This is a genomic window from Rudaeicoccus suwonensis, assembly GCF_007829035.1.
GTDB lineage: Bacteria > Actinomycetota > Actinomycetes > Actinomycetales > Dermatophilaceae > Rudaeicoccus > Rudaeicoccus suwonensis.
Window position 1 is genome coordinate 1 of the sequence record NZ_VIVQ01000005.1, and the last position, 12259, is coordinate 12259.

General features: G+C 64.6%; 11 protein-coding genes and 1 pseudogene. 7 read left to right on the forward strand and 5 right to left on the reverse strand.

The genetic code is table 11. The features are described 5' to 3' along the window. From BKA23_RS17875 to BKA23_RS16545, 3 genes and pseudogenes are all read left to right on the forward strand, one after another. Positions 1 to 221 (forward strand): annotated as a pseudogene (locus tag BKA23_RS17875) (ParA family protein); the annotation flags it as partial. Positions 222 to 454: 233 nt separating this feature from the next. Beyond that, complete coding sequence (locus BKA23_RS16540; protein ID WP_145230560.1) at positions 455 to 772, forward strand: hypothetical protein; 318 nt, start codon at positions 455 to 457, stop codon at positions 770 to 772. A 178-nt stretch (positions 773 to 950) separates the two neighbouring features. After that, complete coding sequence (locus tag BKA23_RS16545) at positions 951 to 2252, forward strand: AAA family ATPase (protein WP_145230562.1); 1302 nt, start codon at positions 951 to 953, stop codon at positions 2250 to 2252. A gap of 115 nt (positions 2253 to 2367) precedes the next feature. On the opposite strand, the gene BKA23_RS16550 is transcribed toward BKA23_RS16545, so the two are convergent. The 5 genes from BKA23_RS16550 to istA all read right to left on the reverse strand — a co-directional run bounded on the left by BKA23_RS16550 (position 2368) and on the right by istA (position 8497). Continuing rightward, a complete protein-coding gene (locus BKA23_RS16550; RefSeq protein WP_145230565.1) occupies positions 2368 to 2838 on the reverse strand; it encodes a hypothetical protein in 471 nt (156 codons plus the stop codon). Between the two features lie 388 nt (positions 2839 to 3226). After that, entirely contained in the window at positions 3227 to 3586 is a 360-nt protein-coding gene (locus BKA23_RS16555) for a hypothetical protein (RefSeq protein ID WP_145230567.1), read from the reverse strand. Positions 3587 to 4056: 470 nt separating this feature from the next. Continuing rightward, positions 4057 to 5067, reverse strand: coding sequence for a DUF932 domain-containing protein (locus tag BKA23_RS16560; protein ID WP_145230569.1), 1011 nt, complete (start codon positions 5065 to 5067; stop codon positions 4057 to 4059). 1382 nt (positions 5068 to 6449) lie between these two features. Then, entirely contained in the window at positions 6450 to 7256 is an 807-nt protein-coding gene (gene istB, locus BKA23_RS16565; protein ID WP_145227586.1) for an IS21-like element helper ATPase IstB, read from the reverse strand. Continuing rightward, positions 7256 to 8497 (reverse strand): IS21 family transposase, encoded by a 1242-nt coding sequence (gene istA, locus BKA23_RS16570; RefSeq protein WP_145227587.1) that lies wholly within the window; start codon positions 8495 to 8497, stop codon positions 7256 to 7258. The genes istB and istA overlap by 1 nt, the downstream gene beginning before the upstream one ends. 107 nt (positions 8498 to 8604) lie before the next feature. Between istA and BKA23_RS16575 the strand changes: the two genes are divergently transcribed. The 4 genes from BKA23_RS16575 (at position 8605) to BKA23_RS16590 (ending at position 12206) form a co-directional block, all read left to right on the forward strand. Then, entirely contained in the window at positions 8605 to 8940 is a 336-nt protein-coding gene (locus BKA23_RS16575) for a hypothetical protein (protein ID WP_145230572.1), read from the forward strand. Between the two features lie 71 nt (positions 8941 to 9011). After that, on the forward strand, positions 9012 to 9284 hold the full coding sequence (locus BKA23_RS16580) for a hypothetical protein (RefSeq protein WP_145230573.1): 273 nt from the start codon (positions 9012 to 9014) through the stop codon (positions 9282 to 9284). Next, complete coding sequence (locus BKA23_RS16585; RefSeq protein WP_145230576.1) at positions 9281 to 9574, forward strand: hypothetical protein; 294 nt, start codon at positions 9281 to 9283, stop codon at positions 9572 to 9574. Before BKA23_RS16580 ends, BKA23_RS16585 begins: the two co-directional genes overlap by 4 nt. A gap of 184 nt (positions 9575 to 9758) precedes the next feature. Continuing rightward, positions 9759 to 12206, forward strand: a complete 2448-nt coding sequence (locus BKA23_RS16590) for a putative Ig domain-containing protein (protein ID WP_145230578.1) — start codon at positions 9759 to 9761, stop codon at positions 12204 to 12206. Positions 12207 to 12259 lie beyond the last annotated feature (53 nt).

The following is a 12259-nucleotide window of genomic DNA, read 5'->3' on the forward strand; positions in this document are numbered from 1 at the left end:
TTGAGTCGTCAGCGGTTGAGGCCCGCGAACGCGGGCTTTTGGCGCATGAGTTGGCGGAGAAGGTCGATGCTGCTGAGCCGTATTGGAAGGCTCTCAAAGAGGGCAGGAGGCCTGAGCGGATCCCGGGGAGTGCACCTGCCTTGGCGGAGGATTACGTGCTGCTGTGTCAGGAGATCCTGACGCGTATCGATGACGTCGAGAGTGGAAGGAAAACGTCGTGAACGATCGTCAGCCTCTGCCCCCCGTTACGGGGTTGAAACGGACTGCTGTGCTGCCGCCACCTCCGCCGCGGATTCGCCCGCGTGCCAGCGAAGGGCCGGCAGTCGAGCTGGAGCCGAACGATTCGATCACAGCACCTCTTGAGGAACCGACCGTTTCGCCTGCCCCGAGGCCATCAAAGTCTCGTGTCGTTAGAACCGATTCATCGACCCCGCGCCCTGTAAAGCCGATCTCGATGTCGGTCCCGACGCAGATGTTGCAGCGGTTCAGGGATGAGGCGAAGCGGCAGCAGATTTCGCATGTCGACCTCTTGCTGGATGCGATCGAGGCGGCTGGACCGCGTCTGGGTGAGCTGATCCGCGCTTCCAGACCCGAAGAGGACCGTGGGGGCCTCTTTGTTCGGACGGTGACAGCGGATTCTGCGCCGCTGAGCACGTTGGCGCTGCGTATGCAGCAACAGAATGTGGATGCCATCGACCGACTCGTCCGTGAGACGCATGCCACGTCGCGTTCGCAGCTGTGTGTAGCGGCTCTGTCGCACTATCTGAAGTAGGTGATGGCTGCGATCAGCACGTTCTGTCGCTGGCCGGGGTGGTTGTGCCTCCGATGCCTAGTGATCGAAGAGGTTGGGGGTGCTCTTCCTGGCTGGTCGCCGTTGTGCGGCTGGGGAATCTAACTAGATACATCTGGGTACAGTTTACGGCATCTGTACCTACCTGTTGGGAGTGGTGATGGTTCAGCCGAGTCCGTATACGCCGGGTGCGATCGCGCCGGAGGTTCCTGGGCGGGATCGGCAGTTGGCTGATTTTGATGAGCGGTTGGATTACTTGACGGTGTTGCATCGTTTGGTTCCGCGGATTCGGATTGATCATGCTCCGCGTGGGGTGGGGAAGACGTCGTTGTTGCGGCAGGTGCAGCGTCATGCTCATGCACGTAATGCGGCGACGATTTGGGTGGTTGCTGGTCAGACGACGTCTCTTGTGCCGGCGATCGCGTCTGCTGCGGACCGGATCGCGGGGGACTGGTCGCCGGTCGCGCGGTCGCGGTTGCGTGCGGCGGTGGATCGTCTTGAGGTGAAGGTCAGTGGGGGAGTGCCGGGTGTTGCTTCGGCGCAGGTGACGTTGAGGCCGGCAGAGGCTTCCGATCCTGTGGGGCTGGGGCGGGATGCGACGCGCGAGTTTGAAGATGTTCTGATCGCGGTCACGCGGGCGGCGGTCGCGCAGGGGCACACCGGGGTGGTGGTGTTCATTGATGAGATTCAGGTCGCTGATAGTGCGAGTTTGGAGACCATTTCGTACGCGTGGCAGAACTTCCAGGCCGAGCAGGTTGATCTGCCGGTGGCGTTGTTCGCCACGGGACTGCCCAGTAGCGTCCGTCGGATCAATTCCGCGGTCAGTAACGCCGAGCGTTTCGCCTACCGGCGTCTGACGGACTTGGACCCCGATGCTGCTGCTGTCGCGTTGGCCGCACCGGCCACCAAACTGGGGGTGTCGTGGGCTGCGGACGCCCTGGAAGATGCTGTGGCCATGGCGGGTGGGTATCCGCATCTGCTGCAACTCATCGGGGAGCACGCGTGGCGCTGCGCTGGCCTGCCTGATCCAGGCGCCGTGATCACCGCGTCCCACGTGCGTGAGGCGATGCAGGCTGTTCATGACGATGTCCGGGAGTTGTACGAAGCGCGGTTGTCTCGGATCGACCGCGACGGCGACCTGTCGTTTGTCAGTGCGATGGCCAGCCATGGCGACGGTCCCGTGGCCCGGTCAGCGATCGCCGCAACCCTTGGGGTGCCCAGTTCATCGCTGGGCCCGCCACGGGATCGGATGCTCGGGGCCGGGATCATCACCGAATCTGGTCACGGAAAGGTTCAATTCGCGATCCCCGGGTTCGCTGCGTATATCCGCGAACGCCTCGACCTGCCAGACCTCGCGGCCGATCCTCAGTCACCACGACTCGACGACCGTGCCGGCGCAGCGGCAGTGTCGTCGCTGCGGCAAACAGTCGAAATGCTCAACCAGGAAACACCGGATCCGTAAGCAATAAATTCGGGGAGCAGAGATCGGTGAGCTGGTGACGGACCCGACTTCAGCTGCTGATTCCCGTGATCTCTTCGCGGATCGGCGCGGGTGGATGGTGGCTCGTTGGGGTCGGTTAGCGACGTCGTCGTTGCCGGGCTCGTGCACGGGTGGGGAGCCGGCCGGGGCCGGCAGGGGCGAGCGTGCCGCCGTTGGCTGCTCGTGCTTGTTCTGTTTTGGCTCGTGCGGCTTCATAGGCCAAGGTGCTGATCCCGCGGTTCTTGCCGAGCGCTCCTTGGTCCATCTTGCAGGCGTCTTCGGCGGCGTGGATCGTCTCGAGGGGCACGATGAAGGGTCGGTTCAGGCCTTCGCCGGCCCTGGCGGGGTTGGGCAGGGTGTCGACGATGTCGGCGCGTTGCTGGGGCGTCAGCTGCGCGTACCTGTCGATGGCGTCGGCGATCCAGAGGGCGAAGGTTTCTGGGCCTGTTTCGTTCTGCTCGATGTCGAGGGCGTAGGCCGCTCGAGCGTCGTTGAGGGTTTGCGGGTGCCAGTAAATACCGATCGGGGCGGTATCGGTGGCTTTTCCGGTCGGGTCGATGGGGCTCATCGGGCATCTCCTGGATGAAGGGCTCGTACGACGAGGGTGACAGTGGCGATGTGGTCGCGACGGACACCTGCGCGAGGTTTCGACACACTATTCTAATGGTTTACTTTTTTAGTGTTCGCGGGTGTGGTGTGTCGCTGGTGCTGGCATGATGACCGGTCTGTGCGGGTGAGATGTGGTGTCTTTCCGTGCGGTGTTGTTGACAGCAAGCCCCGTCGTCCTTGTGGTCGACGGGGCTTGCCCACGTTTGTACTCTTGCCTGCCGGGATGGCGCCAGCAGCCGTGATGGATCTGATGTGGCCAGCTGCAGGGGCGGCCTGTCGGCCGGCGGGCACGGCCGCCGGGGTGTGCAGCGACCACACGGTCGCTGCACACCCGTGTTCTGGTGGTTTTACGGTTGGCGGCTGGGTGTGTTCACCGGTTCATCCGTGCGCAGTAGATCGCGAATGAATTCCAGTGGTTCGCGCAGCTGTTCGGTGCTGATTTCGAGGGTGTCGAGGTTGGCCAGGATGCCGGTCAGTGGTTGACGCATGGCTCCGGCCGTGGGAGACATGGCTACGAGGCTGTCCATCGCCTGGTTGAGCAGGGCCCGCAGGTCCTGGGCGGTGCCCTCGATGACGACCGTCCGGCTGAAGGAGTCCAGCACGATCGCTTGCTGCTCGGTGACTTCGTCGTTCCCGTAGCGGGTCCCGCGGACGGCGACGTAGGCGCTGGTGTCTGGAACGTCGAGCCAGTCGATGTGGGGAGTCATGGTGGGCCTTTCGCGTGGTGTTGTTGACATTCATATTTTACTGGTTTAATGGTTTAGTGTGTAGACTTTTCTCATATGGTGGACTGGTTTACTGGTTTTATCTTTCGCTGGTGATGTGCGGCGGTTCGGTTGGTGGCTTTGCCGCGGGGCAGAGACCCTTCTTCTGTAGATCAGCGGCGGACGCGGTCCGCTCGGTGGTCCGCACGAGTGGGGGCGGGGCTCGGTGTTGCACGTGGCACCCCCACGCGGCCCGCTAGGGCCGTGGGGGGTGCCACGTGCAACACCGCAATGTGATGGTCGCGGCCGCCAGGCCGCGTCCGCTGCCGCCAGTGGCGCCGCGGTGCGGGTGGTGCCGCGGTGCGGGTGGTGCCGCGGTGCGGGTGGTGCCGCGGTGCGGGTGGTGCCGCGGTGCGGGTGGTGCCGCGGTGTGGGGTGACCCCGGAGGTTCCGGGGTCACCCCACACCGGTTGTCAGGCGACCATGAGGGCTTCCCATGCACGGGTCTTGAGCCGGTTCGGCTCGGGGCTGGTCAGCAAGCGGGTGGCGCGAGCCTGGCCTTCGTACATGCCACTGGGTGTGCGCACGGGAGCGAAGTGGTCGACATATTCAGCGGCGACCTGGTAGGCGGCCCAGCGTGTTCCGCGGATCCCGTCCTGAGTCTTGGCCTCATGCCACAGGCTGGCGAGCGTGGCGGTGCGGGTCGCTGCGGCCTTCTGGGCGCGCGGTGAGTCGTCCCGTTCGGCCTTGCCGAAAACCTGTTCCATCAGGGCGTAGAACTGAGCGTCGGTGGTGCTCGCCTGGATCATGGCCTCGGCTTCGCGCTCGAACTCCTCGAAGTATTCGAAGGTCATGCCGAGCGCGGTGCGGGCCTGCTGCACGGCGTTGGTTGCGCCGCTGGTGTGCCGGATTGACACCCTGGCGCAGTGGTTGCGCAGGGCAGCTGCCTGGGTGTTCGCGCAGACCACGCGCACGGGGGTCAGCAGCAGCCGGAAGGCGCTGGAACCGTCGTGGCTGTTGAGTGCCGCGATGTTCAGGCTCACGTCGTCCACGCCACCGACGCGCATCGTTTCGGGCATCTGCAAGGTGATGAACGTTTGGCGGCCGCCGCGCAGGCTGCCTGCGGTGTCGAAGATCGCGCCGGACTCGTCGACCAGGTGATTCAGGAACTCGGCGTGTTCTTCGTTCTGGATGGGCTGGTATTGCTCTCCGACGACACCCAGGGCCTCGACGGCGTTGGTGAAGGGGTTGTCTCGCACGGTCGCGTAAGAGCTGGGCACGTCCACAGTGGTAACGCCGTCGACGGTGACCTCGGTCGCAGTCAGCGGAAGCTTGCGCACGTTCCACCCCCCGAGGTGGCCCAGCTCCATTGCTTCCTGCGCGGTGAACGCGCGCCCCTGCACGGTGGTGCCGAGCTTGTGCCACGCGTCTTTGCGAGCGAAGACTGCGGCGGCCTGGCGTCCGTGGGTTTCGATCTGGTGCATGACGTGTGTCCTTTGCTTATGGTGTTGTTGACTCTCTTATTTTAATGGTTTACTGGTTTGATGTGTAGATGTTTCTCATATGGTGGACTGGTTTACTGGTTTGCTTTTTGGGTGGTGGGCGCGGGGCTGCGCGGCCCGCGTCGGCGGTCCTCGCGCGGACTCCCTCTTGCTTGGCCTGCGCTCGTGCCACCGGCGGCGCGTGAATCAGGGACGCACGGAAGGCTCCCCACGACGGTCGAAGCCAAGCGCGCTGCGGTGGTCGCGGAGTGGTTGGGGCCGGGCCGCCACGGGGGTGTGCGAGCCGGCCCCAACCGAAGGGGTGCCGGTGATCTGCCTGCTACTGGTCCCGTTGGATTTTCAGGAGCAGCAGCAAGGTCAGCAGCAGGATCACGGTGGTGATCATGGGCGTCTCCTGGTGGTGGCTGTCGGTGATGACTTGTAGAATCGGCCGTGACCGACACCGGGACCCATCAAGGCCCCGGTGCGGCCATCTGGTTCTAGCGGGTTACCGCTTTTGGCGTCGTCGAGCTGTCACTCGGCGGCGTCGTTCCATGTCCGGCGCCTTGCGGCGTCGTCGACGGTCACGGTTCCGGCTAGCTCCGAGGGTGAGGACTGCGGCTGCGAGCGTGGCGAGCGAGGTCGCCAGCTGCACCCACGAGTTCACCTCGGCCGGGTCGGGCATGCGTATCACCTCCTTGCGTTGAGTGCTGACCGGGACGGGGTTGCCCCGGGGTGCCCGTGGAGGGCGTTCTCCTGCGTTTACTGAGGCGCGTAGGCCGGTCACATCCGTTGCCTGGTAGGGCGATTCGTGGCGCAGTGTTCACCGGCCGATATCAGCGACGTAGGAGCGCGGCCGGTGCAACAGTGGGTCAGGAATCGCTCTGCCAGGTCGAGCGCCAGCGAGTCGGATTTGAGGGGCCGTGAAGCGCGGCGAAGTAGGCTCAGGAGCCCTGCGCGTGCGTATCCCAACCACACGACAAGCCGACCTGGGGTGGGACGGCCCGAAGGGTCGGCGCACCCATGTGATCGCCGCAGCGCAGCTGCGCCCGTTCTAGGTGCGCCGGTCCACACGGCCGGGGTGCGCGGGCCAGGATCAGGGTGTGGGTCGAGCTCACGGGGCAACGGCCAAAACGCTCGCCCGTCCCGGGGTCACCGGCCGGCAGGCCAAGTGCACCCCGGGCGGTGAGGGGAGGCCGGCCCTCGTGGCTCGCCACACCCGCCCCGCACCGGCACATCAACGACGCCCAGCGTGAACGGCCCGCTAGGGCCGGGCACGCCACCAGGGTTGCCTCGGCCGCCAGGCCGAGTCCGTGACTGTCGGCAACGCTCGAAAATGATGCTGTTTCGACGGTTGAAAACGAGGCCACTGGGTTGTCGTGTTTCTAGTCTGCCGGGTTCTGGTTTTTGATGCTGGGAAGGGTGTCGATGCCGCGGTTGCGGAGCCGGTAGCTGGCTCCTTTGAGGGTCAGGACGTCGGCGTGGTGCACGACGCGGTCGATCATCGCGGCGGCTACGACTTGATCGCCGAAGACGGTGCCCCAGCCGCTGAAGGGCAGGTTCGAGGTGAGGATCAGTGAGGCGTGTTCGTATCGGCTGGACACGAGTTGGAAGAACAGGTTCGCGGCGTCTTGTTCGAAGGGTAGGTACCCGACTTCGTCGACGATGATCAGCCCGTACCGGCGCAGCCTGGCCAGCTCCTGAGGCAGCTTGCCGGCGCGGTGGGCGTCGGTCAGGCGGGTGACCCAGTCGGTCGCGGTCGCGAACAGCACCCGGTGCCCGCGGTGTGCGGCGGCGATGCCCAGGCCGGTTGCCAGGTGGGTTTTCCCGGTGCCGGGCGGTCCGAGCAACACCACGTTGCGGGCCTCGGTCAAGAACCCGCCGGAGGCCAACGCGGCGATTTGCTGCCGTACAGCTGGTTGGGCGTCCCAGTCGAACTCCTCCAAGGTCTTCTTCGCAGCGAACCCGGCGGCGCGGATCCGCAATTGGGCACCGGAGGCGTTACGGGCGGCGACTTCACGGTCCAGGACCGCGGCGAGGTACTCCTCGTGCGTCCACCCCGCGTCACGGGCGTGATCAGCCAACCGGGCGGCGGCCTCGGTGACCCGGGGCGCCTTCAGCGCCGATGCCAGATACGTGACCTGTTTGAGAGCCTCGGTGGTCGCGGTGGCTTGCTTCTTCGTGGTGCTCATCAGGCGACCTCCCCGCCCGTCACGGCGGTGAGATCTTCGGTGAGGCCGAACGCGTGGTCGTACTCGGCCAGGTCCCGCACCAGAGACTCCTGCCCGGGCGGTTCAGGTGCCGGTCGGGGCTGTTGGTATTGCTGGCGCAGTATCTTCGCGGTGGCCACGTGAGCGGCGTCGGTGATCGTCATGCCCCGCGCCCATACCCGGTCATGGGCGGCAACCAGCCGCCCATTGCGACAGATCCGTACCTTGCACAGGTCGGCGTGTACGTCGACCAGCCGGCCGATCACCGATGGGTCGACCGAATAGTCGTTGCTGTCGATGCGCACGTAGTAGTCCCGCCCGAGGCGGACCCTGTTGGTCCAGCCCACCGTAGGTGGCACTGGTGGCAACGCCAGCATCGCGGCCTTGTCCGCGGCGAGCAGGTCGGCCGGTTTGGCCTTTATCGTGCGCACGACCCGCGCGTTCGCGATCGTGAGCCAGTCGGACAGTTGGTTGTTGAAATCCGCCGGTGAGTTGAACTCGCGTCCGGGCAGGAACGAGGTTTCGAAGTACCCGTTCCGGCGTTCCACGACTCCCTTGGATTCAGGGTCATACGGTTTGAGTCGTTGCAGCGTGGTCGCCAGCGTGCCGGCGAACGCGGCGACGCCCTCGGCGTGGCGTTTCCCGCGACCGATGCCGGACTCGTTGTCCCAGATCAGCCGCCGCGGCACCGCACCCAGTTGTGACAGCAGGTCCCACATGCCCAGCAGCAGATCCTGCGTGTGCCTCGTGGGGATCATCCTCGCGAGCACGAACCGTGAATACGCACACGTCATCACCAGCACCGGTAACAAGGGCGTGGTCCCGTCTTCCAACGGAACATCGGCCGGTGGGAACCACAGATCACACTGCGCCACGTCCCCAGCCAGCCACGTCAGCCGGTCGGCCGGATCCACCGGCGCATGCTCGGGTCGTAACCGGCGCACGTTATCCCGGAACCAGGAGATCGACCCAGTCCACCCAACTCGCTCGGCGATCACAGTCGCCGGCATGTCCGGGGTCTTTGCCAGCAGTTGCGTCACCGCAGGCTCGAACGGTGTGAACGACGTCGACCCCGCGGGCCTTTCGTACTTCGGAGGCCGATCGGACGTCAACGCACGCGCCACCGTCGACCGACCCACACCCAGATCCCGTGCGACCTGACGCTGCGGAACACCGTCCGCGACCAGCCGCCGGATCAAAGCCCAATCCTCCACTGAGATCACTCATCCAATCTGTCTGAGTGGCCTCGTTTTCGACCGTCGCTATAGCCTCATTTTCGAGCGTCGTCGACACGTGACCTCTGGGTCAACAACGGAACTAGGCTGCTGTGGTGCTTCCCGAGCGCCCTGATTGGGACTACGTCATCGATCACGTCCTGACCCGCATATCGATGTTCACCAAACCGACCTATGAGAGCGCAGTCGCCTTTGTCGAAGGATTCGATTTCGCCCGCGGAGATGAAGTCCATCCGCTCATGCAGGCATGGGCGGTGGAGCGTTTCGGCAAGACGAATCTCGGTTGGCCTTTGATCCTGGCTCATCTGGTACTTCATGTACCGCACTACGTGCCCGGCCCTGGGACAGGCCCCTTCCCCCAAGAGGTCGATCGCGCGGCAATCGCCCTGCTACGCCAAGCGCTGCGCGAGGTGACCTCGAGCACGACCTAACCCTCATCGCAATCTCGTCGCGCATCTCAACCATGCATCGTGTACGAACATACGTTCGATATTGTGGGGTGATGGGTCAGACGCGGCAGGAGCGGACCTGGCGAACGCCACGGTCGACGCGACATGTCTGGGCCCAATTACGGGTCAAGCATCCGCTCGAGCCGCCCTGCTACGGCCTACTGGTCCGCTGGCGGAAGGCCGGCCGCGGGTTCGAGGGCCTGGTCGTCGTGGTCGACGAGATCTCCGACCCGGCCGATCCGATTGTCGTGCAGCAGTGGATCCCTGCGGCGCAGCTGCGTCCGGTGCGCTCAGACCCCAATCGGGCGTGGGGGATCTTGCGATGATCGCCGAAGACCCCGAGCCGGAGAGCGATCAGTGGGGGAGCGTGCACCACCGCAGCTACAAGCTGCTGAATCAGTCCTGGCCACCCAACGCCCGGACCATCAGGAATGCACCGACACCGATCCGGGTCGAGGCCCGGCTGGTCTGGGAGGACGGGCAGGAGTGGGTGCCCGCCCACGCGACCCGCTGGACCAGAAAATACGTGTTCTTATCGCTGTGGCACCGCCGGCTCCTCATTCAGGGCGCATGGCTCGACCCAGTCGATGTGCGTCGCATCGACCCACCGCAGTAACCGTGGACCGCAGGTAGTTGAACAAGCGCCGACGATGAACGTGTCGAGGTCTGGCAGGTTTCGTAGAAACGGTGTGCTTTTGCGTCTGCAGGCTCTAGGTTGTGCTCAGCCGAGCCCGCGCACGGGTTTCCGGCGCTTTTGGGGCCGACGCCTTCACGGAGCGTCTTTGCAGAGTGGGTGGCACATGCATCAACAACACCGTCAGCACAGCCTGATCAGCGCCCTCGTCGTTCTGGCACTGATGGTGTGGGGCTTGGCCGGCACGATCACCACCGCCGCAGCCGCCACCACAGCCACCACGATCACCGGGTGGGTCACCACCCCGCTGACCGCGGCCACCGGATACACCATCACCGACCCGATCACCGTGAAAACCGGCACCACCTACACGGCACGCACCGTCCAACTACAACGCCACGCCTCCACCACGTCGACCTGGTCCACAATCGCGACCGGCACCAGCGGCAGCAAAGGCACCGCCACCCTCACCACCACCGTTCCAGGGACCGGAACCTGGTCCTACCGCGCCACCGTGACCGCCACCAAGACGGCAGCAGCAGCGACCACTGGAACCCGGGTCATCACCGGCACCACCAAACTCGCGGTCACGACGAAGACTCTGCCCGCAGCCGTCGTCGGCATCAAATACTCAGCAACCCTCACCGCCACCGGAGGCGCGACCCCCTACACCTGGACCGCGACCGGCCTACCCGCCGGCCTGGCACTCAACGCCACGACCGGGGCCATCACCGGAACCCCCACCACCCCGGCCACCGCAACCGTGACCACTACCGTCAAAGACCACAACGGAACTGCTGCAACGACAGCCTTCGCCCTCACCGTGACACCCGCACCAACCTGGCACACACCCCAAAACATCGACCCATCTCAGGGCATCCCACAGACAGTGTCCTGCCCCACCAGCACCTTCTGTGCGGCGATCGACGAGTACGGCAACGCCCTCACCTACAACGGCACCACCTGGACCACGCCCAAAAAAGTTGACCCCAACGTGGACACAGACAACACCTACCCATCGGTCCTTTCGTGTGCCACCAGCTCGTTCTGTGTCGATATTGACAATGCGGGTTTTGCTTTGACGTACAACGGGAACACCTGGTCTGCTGGCAAGAACGTCAACCCCAACCAGGACAACCAGATCCTCTCGGTGTCGTGCCCCACCACCACGTTCTGCGTCGCCGTCGACAGTGACGGGAACGCCCTGACATACAACGGGACGACCTGGACCACACCCGCCAGCATCGACCACGGCAGCGGCGGCCCGCAATCGCTCGGCAACTCCTTGCTATCAGTGTCGTGCCCCACCAGCAGCTTCTGTGCGGCTGTGGACATCGTCGGAAACGCTCTCGTCTACAACGGGACGACCTGGAGCAAGCCCACCAGTGTCGACCCCACCGGCGACGGTCTGAACTCGGTGTCCTGCCCCACCAGCAGCTTCTGCGCCGCCGTCGACTACGCCGGGAACGCCCTCACCTACAACGGCACCACCTGGACCACACCCAAGAACATCGATCCAAGTAGTGGCTTCGCCGCGGTGTCCTGCACGCCAAGTTCGTTCTGTGTCGCGGTCGGTGGTGGGGACGCTGTCACCTACAACGGCACCACCTGGACCACACCCCAAAAAATCGACCCAACGGCCAACAGCACCAGTAACTTCTTGGAATCGGTGTCCTGCCCCACCAGCAGCTTCTGCGCCGCCGTCGACTACGCCGGGAACGCCCTCACCTACAACGGCACCACCTGGACCACACCCACCAACATCGACCCTTCCAAGGGTGGCCTCTCCTCGGTGTCGTGCCCCACCAGCAGCTTCTGTGTCGCCGTCGACTACGCCGGGAACGCCCTGACCTACAACGGGACGACCTGGACCACACCCACCAGTGTCGACCCCTCCAGCGACGGTCTGAACTCGGTGTCCTGCCCCACCACCACCTTCTGCGCGGCTGTCGACAGTGCTGGGAGCGCCCTCACCTACAACGGCACCACCTGGACCAAGCCAGTCCGCATCGACACCAACGGTTTTCTGAACTCAGTGTCTTGCCCCACCAGCACATTCTGTGTCGCCGTCGACGGCGACGGATACGCCCTGACCTACAACGGAACATCGTGGTCCACAGCGATATTCATCGATCCAGACGTGGAAACCGGCGGAGTGAACCCAACACTCCTATACCCGGTGTCCTGCCCCACCACTACCTTCTGTGCCGCCGCCGACAATGGCGGCAACGCGATGACCTATAACGGCACCACCTGGACCAAGCCGGTGAGCATTGACCCCGCCGGAGGTGGCTTGTACTCGCTGTCCTGCGCCTCCAGCACGTTGTGTGTCGCGACCGACAATGGCGGCAACGCGATCACCTACAACGGCACCACCTGGACCAAGCCCAAAAGCATCGACCCCAACGGAAACGGTCTGAACGGCGTGGCATGCGCCACCAGCACGTTCTGCGCCGCCGTCGACGGCGACGGAAACGTATTCACGTACAACGGGACCATCTGGCACGCACCACTGAGCATCGACCCCAACGGGGCCTTGACTTCGGTGTCGTGCCCGACCAGCACATTCTGTATGGCTGTCGACAGCAGCGGGGATGCTCTGGAATACAAATAAGAGCACGTCCGGATTCGAAAGGTGCATCCACCGGTCGTCCGTCGGACGACGAT

Bases quoted from the DNA above. Each gene is read 5' to 3' on its own strand.
- BKA23_RS16540 (WP_145230560.1), top strand. From the start codon at position 455: ATGTCGGTCCCGACGCAGATGTTGCAGCGGTTCAGGGATGAGGCGAAG.
- BKA23_RS16545 (WP_145230562.1), top strand. From the start codon at position 951: ATGGTTCAGCCGAGTCCGTATACGCCGGGTGCGATCGCGCCGGAGGTT.
- BKA23_RS16550 (WP_145230565.1), bottom strand. From the start codon at position 2,838: ATGAGCCCCATCGACCCGACCGGAAAAGCCACCGATACCGCCCCGATC.
- BKA23_RS16555 (WP_145230567.1), bottom strand. From the start codon at position 3,586: ATGACTCCCCACATCGACTGGCTCGACGTTCCAGACACCAGCGCCTAC.
- BKA23_RS16560 (WP_145230569.1), bottom strand. From the start codon at position 5,067: ATGCACCAGATCGAAACCCACGGACGCCAGGCCGCCGCAGTCTTCGCT.
- istB (WP_145227586.1), bottom strand. From the start codon at position 7,256: ATGAGCACCACGAAGAAGCAAGCCACCGCGACCACCGAGGCTCTCAAA.
- BKA23_RS16580 (WP_145230573.1), top strand. From the start codon at position 9,012: ATGGGTCAGACGCGGCAGGAGCGGACCTGGCGAACGCCACGGTCGACG.
- BKA23_RS16585 (WP_145230576.1), top strand. From the start codon at position 9,281: ATGATCGCCGAAGACCCCGAGCCGGAGAGCGATCAGTGGGGGAGCGTG.
- BKA23_RS16590 (WP_145230578.1), top strand. From the start codon at position 9,759: ATGCATCAACAACACCGTCAGCACAGCCTGATCAGCGCCCTCGTCGTT.